This window comes from uncultured Lactobacillus sp. (genome assembly GCF_944327175.1).
Taxonomy (GTDB): domain Bacteria; phylum Bacillota; class Bacilli; order Lactobacillales; family Lactobacillaceae; genus Lactobacillus.
Genome location: NZ_CALVGT010000014.1, coordinates 81,962 through 102,927 on the forward strand (window position 1 = coordinate 81,962; position 20,966 = coordinate 102,927).

The window sequence follows — 20,966 nt, forward strand, 5'->3', positions numbered from 1 at the left end:
AAATAGTGCGCGAAAACTGTGGTAAAGTGGGGAAAGGCATTTATTGCTAAAAGTGTAAATTATCTGGGTGCTTTTTGTTAAAATTGTAGAACTATGAGTTTTGTATTTTTAGAGGTGAAGGGAAGAGTTTGATGAGACGTTTTGCCCTGGGCATGATGACCAGCGCGGCCCTAATGGCCGGCCTGGCTAGTCAGGCGCAAGCAAGCAGCAGTAAAGACTACAGTAAGAATACGAAGACCGATCTTGTGACCAAGATCATGGGAGATAAGAGCTACCAGGTCTATTCCTCGCTCAAGCTGGAAGAGGTAACTAAGAAGGTCAAGACAAAGACCAAGGAAAAGAAGAAGTACACGGTCAAGAAGAAGATTGCCTACAAAAAGAAGGGGAAGACCAAGTACAAGACAGTCAAGCAGGTTAAGTACAAATTAGTGACCAAGACGGATTACAAGAACGTGAAGAAGAAGGAGTGGAAGTTCGGCAAGAAATTGACCAAATCTGCTGACTTCAGATATGCTCACGTCCAGTCCAAGTCCTACAAGGTCAAAGATGGCAAGCGCTACTATTACATCTATGTTGACGGCCGGCCGGTCGGCTACGTGAATGAGAAGGCTTTTGCCCTTTCTAAGGCTAATGTGGTTTCCCGGGTCAGCTTGGTTAACAACCCGTCTGATTCAGTTGGCTTTAATGCTGAAGACGCGATTAACTACGTGACTGACAAGCACGGCAGCCTGGTTGACAATGACTCAGTGGAAATCAGCTGCAAGTCTGCTAAATTACATATTTCTGACACAGGCTATGTATCCAGCAAGAAGGCCGGGACGGCAGTTTTGACCTTCAAGTATGGCAAGGCCAAGGCGACTAGCAAGCTGACGGTGCGGGGGGATGCTAAAGAGGGGATTAGTTCCGCCAATGTAACGCCAGTAAAAACTGACTTGACAGAGATCAAGACCTGGTCAGCCAGCGACATGGCCAGCATATCTTCGTCTTCAACTATTACTTCAGAAGACGCGGTTTCTAGTTCCCACAATTATTGGGCGACTAACATGTCCGGCAACAGCAAAGGCGCGGATATCGAAACTATCTTCTATCATCCGGCAGTTTTGAGCGCTCCAGGTTCAAGAAACCTGGAGGCCAAGGTGTCCAGCGCTGTTCAAGGGATCGACTTTTATGACAACGATTTGGTGACCAGCAACTTGGACTTAGGCCAGGCTGACAACCGGGAAGCCCGGGGCCACATGGTTTACTACAACATGCGCGGAGTCAAGAAGTACAACTGGCAGCTGATTCCAAGCAAGATGCTGAGCTTCAACACTTGGCTGAGCTACATCAAGAATATCAAGGTCAGCCCGTATATGAAGCTGGGTCATGGCCAATCAGTCGGCAGCACCAAGAAGTATGTCTACGTTTTGGCCAACTGGAATCGGTCCAACAACTGGTCCAACTCTCAGGAACTGCTTCGGGTCAAGAAGTCAACCATGGAAATTGACAAGATCTGGACTTTCAAGGTTTGGAACGGGTCAGCCAAGTATCCGCGGATTTTCCTCAACGCGGACGTGATTGATGACAATACCTTGATTGCTCTCTTCCACAACGCTTCTAAGCACCGCTATGAATACTGGAAGATCAGCAGAACTGGGGACAAGTTTACGGCCAAGGAGGTCGGAGCCACTGGCAGTGACCTTATCAGCAATTCCGCTGAAGTCCAGGGCTTTGTTTGGGACAGCGCCTATGACGTTTATTATATTGCCTTTAACGACTACCTCTTTAAGATCGGGGCAGGCTTAGATGGCGAAACGGAAGCCGGCAAGCTTTTGAACTACTACAAGTTTGACACTGGCCGGGAATTTGAAGGCTTGGGCAGCTACAAGGGCGAGCTCTACGTCAACTTGAACCATCCGACGGAAACTTTGAAAGTAGACCATATTACAAAATAGTTGAGTTTAATGATTGTGAGTGTAAGAAGAATGAAATTGAGGAAGACACTGGCCTTTTCAGCAGCTCTTGTAGCTATTGGCTTTTCGCTGAAAGCTGGTCAGCCAGTTGAAGCAGCTAGTGAACAACTGTCAACCAAGGTGATTGACGGGAAGAAGAACTACGGGATCTATTCCAGCTTAAAGCAGGTGAAGGTCAAAACTGGCAAGGGCAAGAAGAAAAAGACCAAGCTGGTTTGGAAGTTTGGCAAGAAGATGGCCACTACAAAAGAATTCAAGCTAGCCCATGTTCAGTCCCGATCCTACAAACTCGCCCGGGGGAGACGGTATTACTATGTCTATGTTGACGGCCGGGGAGTCGGCTATGTCAGCGAGCGGGCTTTTGCCAGAAGCAAGATGTCTTTGGTCAAGAGCGTCAGCTTGGTTAACAACAAGCTGGATACCAACGGCTTTGTGACGACTGATGCTATCAACTATGTGACAGACAAGCACGGCAGCGTGGTTGACGTTAATTCGGTGAAGCGGTCGGCCGACCGGATTTCTGAAAAGACGCCTGGCCGGTATGTGGTGACTTACCGCTATGGCAAGGCCAGCGGGAAGGTCACAATGACGGTCAGAAGCGATGCCAATGAAGGAATTTCCAAGGCCGATGCCAAGCTGGGCAAGGGCGGCAGCGTGGGCAAGACCTGGTTCCCGCATGAACTGGCTTTTAGAGGCAACTACAGTGCCCAGGTCTTCCCACATACTTACGTGGGGACCGACAAGAAGGGCAAGAAGACGGCTAAATTGACTACCAAGTTTTATGAGCCGAATTCTTTGAGCCTGCTGGAAGGCAGCCAGGAAACCAATGTCCGGGGCAATGTCCAGGGATTGGACGTTTATGGCCGGGATATAGTCACGACCAACTTTTATGGCGGGCCTGAATCATCCATGGACGGAGCCCGGGGGCATATGGTGCTTTATCAATTGAATCAAGTGCCAAAGTATGCTTTGCAGTATATTCCAACTAAGACTTTGAATTACCAGCTTTGGAAGAATTACGTCAAGAGCATCAAGATCAGTCCGTACATCAAACTTGGCCATGGCCAGTCTGTTGGGTCAACGTCACGCTATATTTATGAACTGGCCAACTGGAACCATACCAAGAAACTGCGGTCAAACGAGCTTTTGCAGGTCGACAAGAGGGATATGCAGGTTAAGCGGATCTGGACTTTTGCCGTAAGCAATGGCAAGCGAGAAAACAACCGCTATTTCTTAAACGCGGACGTGATCGATGACCATACCATGCTGGCCTTGTTCCACAGCAAGTCCAAGCACCGCTTTGAAATCTGGAAGATCACCCGGACGGGCAACAGCTTCAAGGTTAAGGAAGCGGCAGCCACGAATGGTGACTTGATTTCCAACTCCAGCCAGGTGCAGGGCTTTACTTACAATGTTGCCCACAAGTGCTACTACATTGCCTTTAACGATTATCTCTTCAAGATTGACGCTAAGGGCAACCTGGCCAACTACTACCGCTTCAACGCCAAGCGGGAAGTCGAAGGCCTGGCTTCTTACAAGTCAAAGATTTACATTGCCATGAACAAGCGGGCGGAAGTTCTTGACTCCAACATGGCGAAATAACTAAATTTAAATATCTATGAAAAGTACTAAGTAGAATTGTCCGCTTAGTATTTTTTAATCTTGGAATTAATAATTCAGTGCCAATAATACACGCTTAATGGCATAAGTGATGATTATTATTAATAAATTATTAAAATGAAACTGGATTTTTTTAGAAAGGTGGTAAATTAAAGAAGCATACTTAAATGCGGCAAGAGCAAATTTTGGGGAAGATAAAAACTTTGGAGGAGTAATGAAAAAATACAAATATATTTTTTACTATATCAGCATCTTGTATACGGTGGGGACCTCGCTATGGAGCGGAACGATCTACCTGTTCATGCGGCATAGGGGCTACAGCTACAGCTTGATCAATCTTTTTTTGGAGATTTTCTGGCTGGTTACCTTTTTTGCCGAAATACCATCCGGCTACATTGCTGACAAATTTGGCTATTTAAAAACAATTATGGCCAGCGGGATCATCAGAGCCTTAGGTTTGGTGATTTTGGCACTCAGTCCCATGAATTTATTGTGGATGACAGTCAGCGGGGTCTTGACCGCGCTGGGGGATTCCCTGCAATCGGGCACCATGACTTCCTGGATTGCCAACAAGGCAGTTGAGCATGGCGAAAAAGACCAGCTTGGCGTTATTTTCTCTGGCTACAGTCTTATCGGCACGCCCTTGACTATGGCTGCCACCTTCGTTGGGGCTAATATTTTAGGCAATATCCGCCTGGATCTGCCATTGCTCATTGGCGCGGCCTTCTTGCTCTTAACTAGTTTGACCATCATCCCCCTCTTGAAATATGACAGCCAAAACCTGGCTGAGGCGGAAGAAGGGATGCCGAAGCTGAACTTGGTTGCCGATGTAAAATACACGGTCAAGAAAGAGCAGAAGACTTTTGCCTGGATCTTGCTGCTGCTTCCCGTGGCAATTATTTCAGCTGGCCCGCTTGACCAGTGGCAGATGTACTTTCAAAGGGGCAAGACTGTTAATTCCGGGACGATTTCTGTCTTAATGAGTCTGTCCGGGATGCTGGCGATTTCCCTTTACAACCGCTATGTGTCTAAAAAGCCGCTGTCTAATAGGGGGCAGACCCGCTTGATTGTTGTCGGCACGGTTATGATGGCTGCTACTTTGCTCGGCGTGGTTGGTCTGAAAAGCTGGTATTATGGGTCTCTCGCCTTGTTCATGTTCCATACCATGTTTGGCAGCTTGGAAAACATGCTGGGCGGCATTGTTTTGCAAACGACGATTCAAACAGAGAACCGCCGAGCGACTATTATGTCGGTTGCCAATGCCTTGGATGCGGGCGCCGAAGTCGTGATTTTGGCAATTAACGGTTTTTTGTCAGACCGCTATGGCATCGGCTTTGCCTGGGTAAGTCTAGCTGCTGTCGGTTTGCTGATCTTTTTGCTGGCAATTTTTGGCATACAGAGTAAAAAGTTGGAAGTTGAGGAAATTTAAATGGAGATTACAGGATTTTTCAAGGACGGCCGCCTGCAGGTCATTCCCCGCAAGCAAAAGGCGAAAGATGCCTTGTTTGATGCTTTGATTGACCGCTTTGAATTTGGCCGGGATTATACTGAAAAGGAAGTCAATGAGATTTTGACGGCAGTCTATGACGACTACGCGATTTTGCGCCGCTACTTGGTTGACACTGGCCGCTTGGAACGGGACCCTTATGGCCATCATTACTGGCGGGCAGAAAAGGAAGTTTGATTTTATGCCATTTAAGATCACCGAAAGGTGGTCTTTTTCTTACGATTTTTAATTAAAAGCGAATTATCTAACCGTATTTACGGACAATAGTTCACCTTTCTCTTTAAAAAAAGCCCGTTTTCTGTTATCCTAAGGGAAAGCAGACAGGAGGAATAATCGTGACTAGTAGAATCAGTGTTGTAATGGGCTCTAAGTCAGACTGGGGCTATATGCAGGAAGCTTGCAAGCTGCTCGACAAGTTCGGGGTTGACTACGACAAGGAGGTTATTTCAGCGCACAGAATGCCGGAAGAAATGTTCGCCTTTGCCCAAAAGGCAGCAGAAAACGGCACTAAGGTGATCATCGCTGGTGCTGGCGGGGCTGCCCATCTGCCAGGCATGATTGCCGCCAACACTCCCTTGCCGGTAATTGGCTGCCCGGCCAAGACCAGCGCTTTAGGCGGGATGGACTCCCTTCTTTCCATCGTGCAAATGCCAGCCGGCATCCCTGTAGCGACGACCGCCATCGGCCCGGCCGGTGCCAAGAACGCGGCTCTTTTAGCCATGCAGATCTTAGGCATCGAAGATAAAGAACTCCAGCAAAAGATCGTGGACTACCGCAAGGAAATGCACGACCAAGCCAAAGAAAGCAGTGCAGACCTTGTCTATTAAAATCAAGCCCGGCCAAACTATCGGCATCATTGGCGGGGGACAATTAGGGCAAATGCTGGCTTTTGATGCCAAGGCCAGCGGGATGAAGGTCATCATCCTGGACCCAACTCCGGCTTGCCCGGCTGGCCAAGCCGCTGACGACCAGATCGTCGCTAAATACAGTGATATCGACGCCATCCATGAACTGGCCCGGCGAAGCGACGTCTTGACCTATGAATTTGAAAACGTGGACCTGGATGCCCTGGAAAGCGTCAAGGACCAGGTCTTTATCCCGCAGGGGACCAAGCTCCTTTACACGACCAACAACCGGATCCGGGAAAAGACTTTTATCCAAAGTGCTGGCTGTGAAGTGGCCAAGTTCAGAGCGGTCAAGAACCGGGCTGACCTGGATGCTGCTGTTAATGATTTGAGTCTGCCTGCTGTTTTAAAGACCTGTGAAGGCGGCTATGACGGCAAAGGCCAGGTTGTTTTAAAAGAAGCTGCCGACTTGGACAAGACTGCTGATGTCTTAGCCTGCGGTGACTGCATTTTGGAAAAATTCGTCGACTTCCGCATGGAAGCCTCCGTCATGGTCGGCCGCAACTGCGATGGCCAAGTCACGGTATTCCCGGTTAGCGAAAATGTCAATCAGGGCGAAATCCTGCATGAAAGCATCGTTCCGGCCCGGATCTCTCCGGCCTTGGCCAAAGAGGCCCAGGACGCTGCCGTCAAGATTGCTGAAGCCATTGACCTGCGCGGGATCTTGGGCGTGGAAATGTTCATCACTAAAGACGACAAAATCGTCATCAATGAACTGGCTCCCCGGCCCCACAATTCCGGTCACTACTCGATTGAAGCCTGCAACTTCTCCCAGTTTGCCGTCCACAACCGGGCAATTTGCAACTGGCCTTTGCCAAAAATCAAGCTGCTCAGCCCGGTCGTCATGGTCAATGTTTTAGGCCAGCACGTTGCCGGGACTGAAAAGCTGATTGCTGAAAAGCCGCAGTGGTCCTTCCATGACTATGGCAAGGGCGAAGTCCGCAGAGACCGGAAGATGGGACACGTGACGATCTTGACTGATGATGTCGATAAGACCCTGGCTGAGATTGCCGAGACTAAAGTTTGGGATGTATAATTAAAAAGCAGATTATTGTTAATTTTTTAAAGGTGGAAAATAAATGATTGAACGCTATACCCGACCAGAAATGGGCGCCATTTGGACTGATGAAAAGAAGTATGAATGCTGGCTGGCAGTAGAAATTGCTGCTGACGAAGCCTGGTCCAAGCTTGGCCACATTCCGGCAGAAGACGTGGAAAAGATCAAGCAGAACGCCAAGTTCAGCGTTGACCGCATCAACGAAATTGAAGCCGTGACCCACCACGACGTCATCGCCTTCACCCGGACCGTTTCTGAATCATTGGGGCCGGAAAAGAAGTGGGTGCACTACGGTTTGACCAGTACTGACGTGGTTGACACTGCCCAGGGTTACCAACTGAAACAGGCTAACGACATCCTCCGCAAGGACATCCAGGACTTTATCGACATCTTGGCTAAACGCGCCCTTGAATTCAAGGACACGGTCTGCATGGGCCGCACCCACGGCATTCACGCTGAACCAACTACTTTCGGCTTGAAGTTCGCCCGCTGGTACTCAGAAATGAAGCGGAACCAGGAACGCTTTGAACATGCTGCCCGTGGGGTGGAAGCTGGCAAGATCTCCGGTGCCGTTGGGACTTTCGCTGAAGTTGACCCGGAAGTTGAAGCATATGTCTGCAAGAAGCTGGGCTTACGTGCCCAGGAAATTTCAACCCAGGTCCTGCCGCGTGACCTGCACGCTGAATACATTGCCGCCATTGCCCTGGTCGCAACTTCTTTGGAAAATATCGCTACGGAAATCCGTTCTTTGCAAAGAACTGAAATCCACGAAGTTGAAGAACACTTCGCTAAGGGGCAAAAGGGTTCTTCCGCCATGCCGCACAAGCGCAACCCGATCGGTTCTGAAAACATCTGCGGGATGGCCAGAGTTCTCCGCGGCAATGTCGTAACTGCCTACGAAGATGTAACCCTGTGGCACGAAAGAGACATCTCCCACTCAGGTGCTGAACGGGTAATCCTGCCAGACAGCACCATCGGTCTTGACTACATGCTCAACCGGATGGGCAAGATCCTGGCCAACTTGGACGTCTTCCCTGAAACCATGAAGAAGAACATGGACAAGACTTTGGGCTTGATCTACTCTGGCCGTGTTCTGCTCAAGCTGGTTGAAAGCGGCATGAGCCGGGAAGCTGCCTACGACTTGATCCAGCCATACACGGCCAAGTGCTGGGCTGAACAAGTTCCATTCCGGCCTCTCTTGGAAACAGACCCAACCATTCAAAAGCAACTGACTAAGGCTGATCTTGACGATGCCTTCGACTACCACTGGCACCTGCGCCACGTCGACGACATCTACAAGCGCCTGGGTTTGTAATAAGTGTAAAAAGGCAATAATTTTCAATGCGATTGCCAATATAAAAAGGATAGAGAAATTTAGATAATCAAAAGCGACTCATAAAATGAGTCGCTTTTTTGTTCGTATTTTCATTGATATATCTTTCGTTTTTAGATTATACCAAAAAAAGAATAAGGCTATTTCCGCCTTTAAACGGAACGCTAGATAAAAAATGTTCGTTAATCACTTGACCAAACTTTTTTAAGTTGTTATCCTTAGTTCAAGAAAGAAATTACGAATATTAATTCCTGTTTATATTATTATAGTTCGTGTTAATCGGAGGGGAAAAAATGGCAGAATTGCTTTATCAGGGTAAGACTAAGGAAATGTGGACCACTGACGATCCAGAAGTGCTCCGCGCTGTTTACAAGGACGACGCTACCGCTTTGGACGGCTTGAAGCACGATGTCTTCCAAAACAAGGGCGAACTTGACGCGGAAATTTCCAGCCTGGTTTTCGAATATTTGATGAAGCATGGGGTTAAGACGCACTTTATCAAGCGCTTGTCTAAAAACGAACAATTGGTCAAGAAGGTCAAGATGATCGACCTGGAAGTCGTTACTCGGAACATCGCGGCTGGATCATTCTGCAAGCGTTATGGCTTGAAGGAAGAAGGCGAGAAGCTGGACACTCCAGTTGAAGAACTCTTCATGAAGAGCGACGCCCTGCACGACCCACTGATGAATGAATCAGATGCCATTGCCTTCCACCTGCTGACTCATGAAGAACATGAACAGATCTGGGAAATCTCCCGCCAGGTCAACCAACTTCTGACTAAGCTCTTTGCCGATGCCGGCATGCTGCTAGTTGACTTCAAGGTTGAATTCGGGACCCTGCCAAATGGTGAAGTCGTCCTGGCTGACGAATTCTCACCAGACAACTGCCGCCTGTGGGACATGGAAACCAAGGACCACATGGATAAGGACGTTTACCGCCGGCAAATCGGCAATCTGATCGATGTTTATGAAAGAGTTTTGGCTCGTTTGAAGGATGCTTTGGCCAAGGAGGATTAAGCAAATGACTACTGTACGGATTTACGTTACTTACAAGCAATCAGTTTTTGACCCGCAAGGTGAAGCCATTGCCAACTCAATTCACTCCTTGGGCCACGATGAAGTCAAGGCTGTCAAGGTTGGCAAGTTCTTTGACGTAACTATTGAAGAAAAGGACAAGCCTGTAGCTGAAACTGTTAAGGAAATCTCTGAAGAGCTGCTGGTTAACTTCAACATGGAAACCTACAGCTACAAGATCTTGGAGGAAGAATAATGAAGTTTGCGGTAATCCAATTCCCGGGCTCCAACTGCGACATCGACCTCTACGAAGCCCTGCACACAGTCTGCGGAGCTGACGTGGCTTACGTTCCTTCCAAGGAAAGCAGTCTGGACGGCTTTGATGCTGTCATGCTGCCAGGGGGCTTTTCATACGGGGATTACCTGAGAGCAGGTGCTATTGCCCGCTTTACCAACATCATGCCGGCCATTGTCGAAATGGCCAAGGCCGGCAAGCCAGTCTTCGGGACCTGCAACGGTTTCCAGATCTTGACTGAAGCTGGCCTTTTGCCAGGGGCCTTGAAGAAAAATGACTCTTTAAAGTTTGTTTGCAAGACGGTTGAACTGGAAGTAGTCAATAACGACACCATCTTTACTTCTGAATACCAAAAGGGCGAGAAGATCAACCTGCCGATCGCGCACGCTGACGGCTCCTTCTACGCCGACCCTGAAACCTTGCAGAAGATCGAAGACAACGGCCAGGTCGTTTTCCGCTACTCAAAGGAAAACCCGAACGGCTCATTGAACAATATTGCCGGGATCACCAACGAAAGAGGCAATGTCTTAGGGATGATGCCTCACCCGGAACGGGCAGTCGAAGCCCTCTTGGGCAACACCGACGGCTTGCGCCTGTTTAAGTCAATTTTGGACCACGCGGAGGTAAAAGCGTAATGATGCAGGAAATGACTCCAGAAGAAATCAAAGAAAAGAAGCCTTATCTCGATTGGAGCTTGTCGGAAGAAGAATACGACTACATCTGTGACAAGCTTTTGCACCGCTTGCCAAACTACACTGAAACCGGCCTTTTCTCAGCCATGTGGAGCGAACACTGCTCATACAAAAAGTCTAAGCCAGTTCTCCGTCTCTTCCCAACCAAGGGTCCCCGCATTTTGCAAGGGCCTGGTGAAGGGGCAGGGGTTGTTGACATCGGTGACGGCCAAGCTGTCGTTTTCAAGGCTGAAAGCCACAACCACCCAACTGCCGTTGAACCTTACCAAGGGGCAGCTACTGGGGTCGGCGGGATCCTGCGTGACGTCTTCAGCATGGGTGCCCGGCCAGTTGCAACTCTGGACTCTCTGCACTTTGGGGAATTAGATGACGCCCACACCCGCTGGCTCTTAAACGAAACTGTCGCCGGCATCGGCGGCTACGGCAACTGCATGGGGATCCCAACTGTCGGCGGCGAACTCACTTTTGATGACATCTACAAGGGCAACCCGGTCATGAACGCCATGAGCGTTGGCCTTTTGGACGTCAAGGACATGCAAAAGGGCCTGGCGCAAGGTGAAGGCAACGCAGTGATGTACGTTGGGGCCAAGACTGGCCGGGACGGGATCCACGGGGCAACTTTTGCTTCTCACTCATTTGACTCAGAACATGAAAGTCAGCGCTCAGCTGTCCAAGTCGGCGACCCCTTCATGGAAAAGCTGCTGCTTGAAGCCTGCCTGGAATTGACCCAAAAGCACGCTGACTGGCTGGTCGGCATCCAGGACATGGGGGCAGCCGGGATCGTTTCCTCAAGTTCAGAAATGGCTTCAGAAGGCAAGTCCGGCATGGAACTGAACCTGGACCTGGTACCGCAAAGAGAAAGCGGGATGTCAGCCTATGAAATCATGCTGAGTGAATCCCAGGAAAGAATGCTGCTCTGCGTCAAGAAGGGCCACGAAGAAGACGTCAAGAAGATTTTCGACTTCTACGACCTTGACGCCGTTGTTATCGGCCGGATTACCAGCGGCCACAACTACGTTTTGCGCCACCAGGGCGAAGTAGTCTGCGACATCCCGGTAACCAGCCTGACTGAAGACGTCTTGGAAGAAGCTAGCGAAGAAAAGCAGCCGCAGCACATGATCGATGACGCGGCTAAGCCAGCTTGGGAACCAAAGATTACTGATTTAGCGAAGACCTTCAAGCAAATGCTGGCTCAGCCAACCATTGCTTCTAAGGAAATGCTCACTCAGACCTACGACTCCATGGTCAGAACCAGCACGGTTGTCGGGCCTGGTGAAGACAGCGGCGTTTTGCGGGTTCGCGGCACCCACAAGGGGATTGCCATGACCACTGACGGCAACGGCCGCTTTATCTACCTGGACCCGGAAATTGGCGGCAAGCGGGCCGTTGTTGAAGCAGCTGGCAACATCATCGCCGGCGGGGCAGAACCTCTGGCCATCACTGACTGCTTGAACTTCGGTAACCCGAACGAACCAGAAGTCTTCTGGGAACTCCACCACTCAGTCATGGGGATCGCCAAGGCCTGTGAAGTCTTGGAAACTCCAGTTGTTTCCGGTAACGTTTCCCTTTATAACGAAACTGACGACAAGTCCATCTACCCAACCCCAATGGTCGGCATGGTGGGTCTGGTCAAGAACCTGGACCACCTGGTCAGAGACAGCTTCCAAGAAGCAGGTGACGACCTTTACCTGGTCGGCCAAACTGGGGCAGACTACGCCGGCTCAGAACTGCAAAAGATGCTGATCGGGGAAATCTCCGGGTCCTTGAACGATTTGGACTTAGACCATATTAAGGACTACCAGAAACGCCTTTTGGCTCAAATGGAAGCCGGCCATGTGGCCAGCGCCCACGACTTAAGCGAAGGCGGCCTGGCTGTCAGTCTGGCTGAAAGCAGCTTTGGCCAGGGGATCGGGGCAGAAGTTGCCTGCGACTTGACCAGTGCCGAACTCTTCAGCGAAACTCCAGGCCGCTTCCTGGTTAGCGTGCCAAGTGAATACTCAGCCGAATTTGCTGCAGCTTTGGCAGCTGACGCGGTCAAGATCGGCCAAACGGCTGGCGATAGCCTAAAGCTGACCTTGAAGGACCAAGCAGCCGACTTGCCGGTAGCGGAATTGAAGCAAATTTGGGAGGAAGCCCTGCCATGCCTTATGAAATCAAAGGATTAAATGAAGAATGCGGCGTTTTCGGGATCTACAATGTCCCTGACGCGGCCAACGTGACCTACTTTGGTCTCCATGCCCTCCAGCACCGGGGCCAGCAGGGGGCCGGGATCGTGGCTAGCGATGGCCAGAAGCTCCGCCAGTTCCGCGACCGGGGTCTCTTGTCAGAAGTCTTCTCCAACCCGGCTGACCTGGACTTTTTAAAAGGGAACATGGCTATCGGCCATGTCCGCTACGGTACTGCTGGTTCAGACTCCCTGGCCAATGTCCAGCCCTTCCTCTTCCACTTCCAGGACGGGGAAATCGCTCTTTGCCACAACGGGAACTTGACCAATGCCAAGACGCTCAAAAAACGCCTGGAAGATTCTGGGTCAGTCTTTCAGTCAAGCTCTGACACGGAAGTCTTGATCCACTTGATCCGTCGCAAGGTTCGCATGCCTTTTATCGAAGCCTTGAAGGCCAGCTTGAACGAAGTCAAGGGGGGCTTTGCCTTCCTCTTGATGACCAATGACACCCTCTATGCTGCCCTTGACACTAACGGCTTCCGGCCGCTGGTTTTAGGGCAGATGGACAACGGCAGCTATGTCGTGGCCAGCGAATCCTGCGCCCTTGACGCGGTACACGCCCAGCTGGTCCGGGACGTGCAGCCAGGTGAACTCATCATTATTAACAAAGACGGGATCAAGATCGACCACTACACGACTGAAACCCAGCTGGCTGTCTGCTCAATGGAATACATCTACTTTGCCCGGCCAGACTCCATTATTCACGGGGTTAACATCCACACCGCCAGAAAGCGGATGGGGATGCTGCTGGCCAAAGAGCAGCCTGCTCCAGAAGATGCGGACATGGTCATCGGGGTGCCGAACTCCTCACTGTCTGCCGCGACTGGTTATGCGGAAGCAGCTGGTCTGCCTTATGAAATGGGCTTGATCAAGAACCAGTACATTGCCCGGACTTTCATCCAGCCGACCCAGGCTCTGCGTGAGCAGGGGGTTAAAATGAAGCTGGCTCCTGTCCGCGGGGTGGTCAGCGGCAAAAATATCGTGGTCGTTGACGATTCAATCGTCCGCGGGACGACTTCCCGGCAGATCGTGCAGATGCTGAAAGAAGCCGGGGCCAAGTCAGTCCACATGCGGATTGCTTCTCCGCCTTTCAAATACCCGCACTTCTACGGGATTGATATTTCTGAAAGAAAAGACTTGATGGCGGCCAAGTACAGCGTCAGCGACATGTGCAAGCTGATCGGGGCCGACAGCCTGGGCTTTTTAAGCATTCCAAGCCTGATCAAGGCAGTCGACATGCCGGATGCCGGCGACGCGCCAAACGGCGGCCTTACGGTTGCCTACTTTGACGGCAAGTACCCGACTCCTTTGTACGACTACGAAGAACAAATCAAGGAACCGCTGAATGTGGTACCGGTTGAAGAAGTTTTAAAGAAGCAAAACAGAGGTGAATGATCGTGAATCGCTATAAGGATGCAGGCGTTGACGTTAATGCCGGCTATGAACTGGTAAGGCGGATCAAGGGGGCGGTAGCCTCAACCAAGCGGCCAGGCTACGTCGGCAATATCGGCGGCTTTGGCGGCCTGTTTGACCTTGATCCCCTGGGCTATGACCACCCGGTCCTGGTTTCCGGGACTGACGGGGTCGGCACCAAGCTAATGATTGCCCAAAAGATGGACAAAAATGACACCGTCGGTATTGACGTGGTGGCTATGTGCGTCAACGACGTTCTGGCTCAAGGGGCAGAACCGCTCTTCTTCCTGGACTACATCGCCTGCGGGCACAATGATCCAACCCTCTTAGCATCAGTTGTCCAGGGCGTGGCTGAAGGCTGCAAGCAGGCCGGAGCTAGCTTGATCGGCGGTGAAACCGCGGAAATGCCGGACATGTACGCCCCAGATGAATACGACCTGGCCGGTTTTACGGTTGGGGTGGCCGAAAAAGACCGCCTTTTGTCAGTTGACACTCCGCAAGCTGGTGATGTTCTCTTGGGCCTGGCTTCAAGTGGGGTCCACTCCAATGGCTTTTCCTTGGTCCGTAAGATTCTCTTTAAGGACCATGACGCCAAGCTGACTGACAAGCCAGCTGACCTTAAGGGCAAGAGCGTGGGCGAAAGTCTCCTGGCTCCAACCAGAATCTACATTAAGTCCGTTTTGCCTTTGATCAAGCAGGGCCTGGTTCACGGCGTGGCTCATATCACCGGGGGCGGCCTCATTGAAAACGTGCCGCGGATGTTCAATGACGGCCTGCGAGCAGAAATTAGCGCTGGCAGCTGGGAAGTCCCGGACATCTTCAACTACCTCAAGCAAGTTGGCAATTTGTCAGATGATGACTGCTGGCAGACCTTCAACATGGGTCTGGGGATGATCCTGGCAGTACCAGCTGACAAGAAGGAAGAAGCCAAGCAGCTGCTTTTGGAAAGTGGCGAAAAGATCTTTGAAGTTGGCCGTTTGAGTGAGAGAACTGACGGCGAGAAGATCATTATCAAATAGGTAAAATAATGAAAGTAGCAATTTTTGCATCCGGCAACGGAACTAATTATGAAGTTCTGGCCGAATATTTTCAAAAGGGTGACCTGCCCGGCGAACTTGCCCTGCTCTTTTGTGACCATCCGGACGCTCCGGTGATTAAGCGGGCGGAAAAATTCCACACCCCGGTAGTGACCTTTACGGTCAAATCCTGCGGTGGCAAGCAAAAGTACGAAGAAAAAATCCTTCAAGTCTTAAAGGACTACCAAATTGACTTTATTGCCCTGGCTGGCTACATGCGGGTAATCGGGCCAACGGTTTTGAATGAATATGAAGGTAGAATCGTCAACCTTCACCCGGCTTATTTGCCGGCTTACCCAGGCCTGCACTCAATTGAGCGGGCCTTTGCCGACCACCCAGCTGAAACCGGGGTAACGGTTCACTATATCGACTCTGGCCTGGACTCTGGTCCGGCCATTGCCCAAAAGCACGTGCCGATCTACGACGACGACACGGTTGATACTCTGGAAGCAAGAATTCACGAATGTGAACACCACCTGTATCCAGAAGCCTTGAGAAAAGCTTTGCTGAAATTTGAAGAGGAGAACAAATAAATGAAGCGTGCACTTGTAAGTGTTTCAGACAAGACTAACTTGGTTCCTTTCGTCAAGGGCCTGGTAGCCAATGATTACGAAATCGTGTCAACTGGGGGTACCAAGCGGGTTTTGGACGAAGCCGGCATCCCAACTATTTCAGTTGAAGATGTAACTGGCTTACCAGAAATTCTTGACGGCCGGGTTAAGACCTTGAATCCCTACATCCACGGCGGCCTCCTGGCCCGACGGGAATTGCCGGAACACGTGGCAACCTTGAAGGAACACAAGATTACGCCAATTGACCTGGTTTGCGTTAACCTCTACCCATTTAAGCAGACTATTGAAAAAACTGACGTGACCCTGGCTGAAGCCATCGAAAACATTGATATCGGCGGCCCAAGCATGGTGCGGTCAGCTTCCAAGAACTACCGCGACGTGACTATCGTGGTTGACCAAGCCGACTACGACCAGGTTTTAGCTGAAATTGAAGAAGATGGCTCTACCAGCCTGGAAACCCGGGCTAAGTTGGCGGCCAAGGCCTTCCGTCTGACTGCTTCATACGATGCCCTGATCTCCCAATACCTGACTGAAAAGGCCGGCGAAACTGCTCCGGAAAAGCTGACTTTAACTTACGACTTAAAGGAAGCAATGCGCTATGGGGAAAACAGTCACCAAAAGGCCTGGCTTTACGAAGATGCCCTGCCAAAGGCCTTCTCCGTTCTGCAGGCTGAACAATTAAACGGCAAGCAGCTGTCCTATAACAATATCAAGGATGCTGACGAAGCCTTGAGATGCGTCCGCGAATTCAGCAAGCCAACTGTCGTGGCCATGAAGCACATGAACCCATGCGGGATCGGTCAAGGGGACACTTTGGAAGAAGCCTGGGACCGGGCATACGCGGCTGACTCAGTATCAATTTTTGGCGGGGTAATTGCTTTGAACCGGAAGGTTGACCTGGCAACTGCTGAAAAGATGCACAAGATCTTCCTGGAAATTATTATCGCTCCAGACTATGATGAGGATGCTTTGGCCGCTTTGAAGACCAAGAAGAAGAACCTGCGGATCCTCAAGCTGGATTTCAGCAAGAAGGACGAAGCAACCCGCAAGGAAACTGTCTCCGTCATGGGTGGTTTGCTGGTCCAAGACCAGGACGTTCTGGACGAAAACTTTGCTGACTGGGAATGCGTAACTAAAGCCAAGCCAACCCAAGAGCAGCTGGAAACTCTCCTCTTTGCCTGGAAGGCGGTCAAGCACACCAAGTCTAACGCCATCGTCGTGGCCAACAATGAACGGACTTTGGGCGTTGGTGCCGGCCAGCCAAACCGGATCGACTCTGAAAAGATTGCCATCGACCACGCGGCAGAAGCCTTGGACGACCGGGCAGTCATTGCCAGCGATGCCTTCTTCCCATTCAGCGACTGCGTTGAATATGCCGGCAAGCACGGCATCAAGGCCATCGTGCAACCAGGCGGGTCAGTCCGTGACCAGGAATCCATCGACATGGCTAACAAGTACGGCATTGCCATGGTCTTCACCGGCGTTCGTCACTTTAGACACTAAAAGGGCTGATAAAAAATGAAAGACAAGCTGAAAATTTTGGTAGTCGGGTCTGGCGGCCGGGAATTCGCCGTTGCCCGCGCTTTGAAGAAGAGCCCGCATGTTGCTGAAGTCTTCTGTGCTCCGGGCAATAGTGGGATGGCCGCGATTGGCGTCAAAGCTACCGGCATTCCAGAAAACGACTTCAAGGCCTTGAAGGACTTTGCTATTAAGGAAGACATTGCATGGACCTTTGTGGGTCCCGAAGATGCCTTGGTAGCCGGGATTGTTGACTACTTCCACGCTTTTGACCTGAAGATCTTCGGGCCAAATGCCAGGGCAGCCCAATTGGAAGGGTCAAAAGACTATGCTCTGCAGTTTATGGAAAAGTACCAGGTGCCGCACCCGCGTTATGAAACCTTCCAGAATGCAGAAACTGCCATTAGTGCCTTGCCAGACTTTGGCCTGCCAGTCGTTTTGAAAGAAGACGGCCTGGCCGGCGGGAAAGGCGTGGTCATCGCTGAAGACCAGGAAACGGCGGAAAGTACTTTGACGGAAATGTTTGCTAAGGGGCAAAAGCAGGTAGTTCTTGAAGAATTCCTGACTGGCCCGGAATACTCCGTCTTTGCCGTTATGCAGGGGGGCAATTACCGCCTCCTGCCTCTGGCTCAGGACCACAAGCGGGCCTATGACGGCGACAAGGGACCGAACACCGGCGGGATGGGGTCATACAGCCCGGTTCCGCAATTGAGCCAGGCTGAATACCAGGAAATCGTTGACCAGTTGGTTGAGCCAACGGCCAAGGGGCTTCTCGCTGGCGGCTATGACTACCACGGCGTTTTGTACCTGGGCCTCATGATGACTAAGCAGGGGCCGAAAATGATCGAATACAATGTCCGCCTGGGCGATCCAGAAACAGAAGTTGTTTTGCCGCGCTTGAAGAGCGACTTTGCGGAACTGGTTGATGCCTGCGTAAATGATGAGGAAATGCCAGCCGTTGAAGAAAAGGATGAGGCAGTCCTCGGCGTCATTTTGGCCGCTGAAGGCTATCCGAAGAAGCCGCTCAAGGGGCAAGAACTGGGCCAATTGCCAGCTGAAGCCGGTATTTTCGTTGACTATGCCAACGTAACCGGCCCGGCTGATAATTTGACCGGCAGCGGCGGCCGGATCTTAATGGTCCGGGCTGAAGCTGCTGACTTAAACGAAGCGCAAGAGCACGTTTATGCCTACCTGGCCAAGCTGAATATCCCGCAGACTTTCTACCGGCGCGATATCGGCTACCGGGCAACCGGCAAGAAGTTTTAAAGCTAGAAAAAAGGAGCCATTAGCTCCTTTTTATTTTGCCCAAAGAAAAATTAAATAAAAATGATAAACAAGCTTGACTTTAAGGAGAAAGTCAAATAAAATAAAAGCAACTTAAAATTAAAAGGAGCTGAGAATTATGAAATGCCAAATGTGTCAACAAATGAATAATGCCATACTGTTCTCATCTTCCGTCATTACTCTCTTGCAAATTATGTAGAGCTTTGTGTGAGCTCTTCTTCGTCTGCATTTGTGAGTGAGCTCAATGATCCGGATTAAGAGTCTTCACTCACAGGATGAGTGAAGACTTTTTTAATTTAGGTTTAAGTGTTAAGAAAGAATTTGGAATCTAATATATTTGATTGAAATGGGGAAATTCATTATGCAATTCAAGAAAGCTTTCGGCTTAGCAGCCGCAACCATGATGTCCGCTGCAGCCCTGACTGGCTGTGCAACTGCCAAGACCAGCTCAAACTCTGGTAATAAGGCCAGCGACAACACGATCAGAATCGGGGTCAACCTGGAACTTTCTGGTGCAGTTGCCAGCTACGGCCAACAAGAAAAGAAGGGGGTTGCTTTAGCAGCTCAAGAAATCAACAAGAAGGGTGTTAAGATCGGCGGCAAGACTTATAAGGTTAAGCTGTATATCAGTGACAACAAGTCATCCACTTCAACTGCTGCTTCTGTAGCAGCTCAGCTTGCTAACAGCGACAAGATCGTTGCTCAAGTTGGGCCAGCAGCTACGGCTTACGCAACTGCTTCAATTGCCAACCTGACCAAGGCCGGCGTGCCAATGGTTGGTCCATCAGCAACCGCTGCTGAATTCACCCAAACCAAGAGTGGCCAGACCCAAAAGTACGCTTTCCGTGCTTGCTTTATCGACCCGTTCCAGGGTAAGAAGGCTGCGGACTTCATGTACAACACTTTAAAGAAGAAGAGTGTGGCTATCATGGCTGACAACTCAACTGACTACGGTACTGGTCTGACTAAGTCCTTCACTAAAGAATTTACCAAGCTTGGCGGCAAGGTCGTTACTACCCAATACTTCCAGTCAGGTGACAAGGACTTCAACTCAACTCTGACTACCATCAAGGGCAAGAAGCCAGAAGCAATCTACCTGCCAGGTTACTACACTGAAATTGGTCTGGTCCTCAAGCAGGCCCGCGAAATGGGCTTAAACGTTCCAGTTGTTGGTGGTGACGGGATGGGCTCACCAAAGCTTGCTCAAATCGCTGGCAATAAGAACGCAACCAACGTTTACTACACTACCCACTTCTCAACCAAGTCCAAGGAACCAGAAGTTGTCAAGTTCTTGAAGGCTTACAAGGCTAAGTACGGTGAAGAACCAGCAACCTTCAGCTCCCTGGCATACGACTCAGTTTACATGATTGTCGACGCAGCCAAGAATGAAGGCGAAGTATCTTCAAGTGCTATCCAAAAGGGCCTGGCAAACCTGAAGAACTTCAAGGGCGTAACTGGGAACATCACCATGGACTCCAAGCACAACCCGCAAAAGTCAGTCGTTGTTGAACAAATGACTGACGGTAAAGTATCAAAGGCTTACACGGTTAAGTAATTAATTTTTGATTTAATATTTTAGCCGGTAATGCCACAGGCAAGTCAAGGAGGTTTTAAACTTGCAAACATTTTTCCAGCAATTGATAAATGGGCTCTCCCTCGGCAGCATTTATGCTTTGCTGGCTTTGGGATACATGATCGTTTACGGGATCTCAAAGCTGCTTAACTTCGCCCACGGGGACGTCTACATGCTAGGTGCTTACTGGGGTTACTACACGATCAACTACCTGCACTTTGGCTTTATCACCGCCTTGATCACGGCTATGATTGTCTGTGGCTTGGCCGGTGTGATTATTGAAGCAGTTGCCTACCGGCCCTTGAGAAACGCGCCCCGGGTGGCGGCCTTGATTACGGCCATTGGTGTTTCATTCTTCCTTGAAAACGGGATGTCCTACCTGGTAACTTCAGACACCCGGAACTTCCCTCAGGTCATTAAGCGGAAGACTTTTGACCTGGGCGGGGTGACGATTTCCAACATCCAGCTGATCATCCTGGTTACGACCTTGATCTTGATGCTGGGCTTGATGTACATCATCAACTACACCAAGACCGGGCGGGCCATGCGGTCAGTTTCAACTGACTACGACGCAGCCAGCTTGATGGGGATCAACATCAACCACACGGTTTCAATTACTTTTGCCCTGGGCAGTGCCTTGGCTGGGGCGGCCGGCGTTCTGATCGGCTTGTACTACAACTCAATCGACCCGTTGATGGGGATGACGCCAGGGATCAAGGCCTTCGTTGCCGCCGTACTCGGCGGGATCGGGTCCATCCCAGGCGCGGCTGTCGGCGGCTTCTTGATTGGTCTTCTGGAAACGGCTGTCCAGGCCATGGGCTTCTCAGCCTTCAGAGACGCGGCTGTCTATATCGTTTTGATTGTTATCCTGCTTGTTCTGCCGGGCGGTCTGTTTGGTAAGAAGCAAGTTGAAAAGGTTTAGGAGGAAGAAG

Annotated in this window: 18 protein-coding genes; all 18 read left to right on the forward strand. The window is 50.4% G+C overall.

The annotated features are described in order from the left end of the window. Nucleotides 1-131 precede the first annotated feature (131 nt). The 18 genes from Q0J41_RS02005 to Q0J41_RS02090 all read left to right on the forward strand — a co-directional run bounded on the left by Q0J41_RS02005 (nt 132) and on the right by Q0J41_RS02090 (nt 20,956). Nucleotides 132-1,934 (forward strand): hypothetical protein, encoded by a 1,803-nt coding sequence (locus Q0J41_RS02005; RefSeq protein ID WP_296225484.1) that lies wholly within the window; start codon nt 132-134, stop codon nt 1,932-1,934. Between the two features lie 30 nt (nt 1,935-1,964). Continuing rightward, the gene (locus Q0J41_RS02010; RefSeq protein WP_296225545.1) at nt 1,965-3,554 is read left to right on the forward strand and encodes a hypothetical protein; all 1,590 of its coding nucleotides are present in this window, start codon (nt 1,965-1,967) and stop codon (nt 3,552-3,554) included. A gap of 232 nt (nt 3,555-3,786) precedes the next feature. Continuing rightward, entirely contained in the window at nt 3,787-5,001 is a 1,215-nt protein-coding gene (locus Q0J41_RS02015; protein WP_296225486.1) for an MFS transporter, read from the forward strand. Further along, a complete protein-coding gene (locus Q0J41_RS02020; protein ID WP_296225488.1) occupies nt 5,002-5,256 on the forward strand; it encodes a DUF2087 domain-containing protein in 255 nt (84 codons plus the stop codon). A 182-nt stretch (nt 5,257-5,438) separates the two neighbouring features. Further along, on the forward strand, nt 5,439-5,906 hold the full coding sequence (gene purE / locus Q0J41_RS02025) for a 5-(carboxyamino)imidazole ribonucleotide mutase (protein ID WP_296225547.1): 468 nt from the start codon (nt 5,439-5,441) through the stop codon (nt 5,904-5,906). After that, nucleotides 5,896-7,020, forward strand: a complete 1,125-nt coding sequence (gene purK / locus Q0J41_RS02030) for a 5-(carboxyamino)imidazole ribonucleotide synthase (protein ID WP_296225490.1) — start codon at nt 5,896-5,898, stop codon at nt 7,018-7,020. The genes purE and purK overlap by 11 nt, the downstream gene beginning before the upstream one ends. Nucleotides 7,021-7,063: 43 nt before the next feature. Continuing rightward, the gene (purB, locus tag Q0J41_RS02035) at nt 7,064-8,356 is read left to right on the forward strand and encodes an adenylosuccinate lyase (protein WP_296225492.1); all 1,293 of its coding nucleotides are present in this window, start codon (nt 7,064-7,066) and stop codon (nt 8,354-8,356) included. 311 nt (nt 8,357-8,667) lie between these two features. Then, nucleotides 8,668-9,390, forward strand: a complete 723-nt coding sequence (purC, locus tag Q0J41_RS02040) for a phosphoribosylaminoimidazolesuccinocarboxamide synthase (RefSeq protein ID WP_003615550.1) — start codon at nt 8,668-8,670, stop codon at nt 9,388-9,390. Between the two features lie 4 nt (nt 9,391-9,394). Continuing rightward, nucleotides 9,395-9,643, forward strand: coding sequence for a phosphoribosylformylglycinamidine synthase subunit PurS (purS, locus tag Q0J41_RS02045; RefSeq protein WP_296225505.1), 249 nt, complete (start codon nt 9,395-9,397; stop codon nt 9,641-9,643). Next, nucleotides 9,643-10,317: a phosphoribosylformylglycinamidine synthase subunit PurQ gene (gene purQ, locus Q0J41_RS02050; RefSeq protein ID WP_296225507.1), complete on the forward strand. Its 675-nt coding sequence runs from the start codon at nt 9,643-9,645 to the stop codon at nt 10,315-10,317. The genes purS and purQ overlap by 1 nt, the downstream gene beginning before the upstream one ends. Then, the gene (gene purL / locus Q0J41_RS02055; protein ID WP_296225508.1) at nt 10,317-12,539 is read left to right on the forward strand and encodes a phosphoribosylformylglycinamidine synthase subunit PurL; all 2,223 of its coding nucleotides are present in this window, start codon (nt 10,317-10,319) and stop codon (nt 12,537-12,539) included. Before purQ ends, purL begins: the two co-directional genes overlap by 1 nt. Then, complete coding sequence (purF, locus tag Q0J41_RS02060; RefSeq protein WP_296225510.1) at nt 12,515-13,993, forward strand: amidophosphoribosyltransferase; 1,479 nt, start codon at nt 12,515-12,517, stop codon at nt 13,991-13,993. The genes purL and purF overlap by 25 nt, the downstream gene beginning before the upstream one ends. A 2-nt stretch (nt 13,994-13,995) precedes the next feature. Further along, nucleotides 13,996-15,030, forward strand: coding sequence for a phosphoribosylformylglycinamidine cyclo-ligase (gene purM, locus Q0J41_RS02065; RefSeq protein ID WP_296225512.1), 1,035 nt, complete (start codon nt 13,996-13,998; stop codon nt 15,028-15,030). An 8-nt stretch (nt 15,031-15,038) separates the two neighbouring features. After that, entirely contained in the window at nt 15,039-15,620 is a 582-nt protein-coding gene (purN, locus tag Q0J41_RS02070; RefSeq protein ID WP_296225514.1) for a phosphoribosylglycinamide formyltransferase, read from the forward strand. Then, nucleotides 15,621-17,162, forward strand: a complete 1,542-nt coding sequence (purH, locus tag Q0J41_RS02075) for a bifunctional phosphoribosylaminoimidazolecarboxamide formyltransferase/IMP cyclohydrolase (RefSeq protein ID WP_296225516.1) — start codon at nt 15,621-15,623, stop codon at nt 17,160-17,162. 15 nt (nt 17,163-17,177) lie between these two features. Further along, the gene (gene purD, locus Q0J41_RS02080; RefSeq protein ID WP_296225519.1) at nt 17,178-18,443 is read left to right on the forward strand and encodes a phosphoribosylamine--glycine ligase; all 1,266 of its coding nucleotides are present in this window, start codon (nt 17,178-17,180) and stop codon (nt 18,441-18,443) included. A 379-nt stretch (nt 18,444-18,822) separates the two neighbouring features. Beyond that, nucleotides 18,823-20,016 (forward strand): ABC transporter substrate-binding protein, encoded by a 1,194-nt coding sequence (locus Q0J41_RS02085; RefSeq protein ID WP_296225521.1) that lies wholly within the window; start codon nt 18,823-18,825, stop codon nt 20,014-20,016. Nucleotides 20,017-20,077: 61 nt separating this feature from the next. Then, complete coding sequence (locus Q0J41_RS02090) at nt 20,078-20,956, forward strand: branched-chain amino acid ABC transporter permease (RefSeq protein WP_260268455.1); 879 nt, start codon at nt 20,078-20,080, stop codon at nt 20,954-20,956. Nucleotides 20,957-20,966 lie beyond the last annotated feature (10 nt).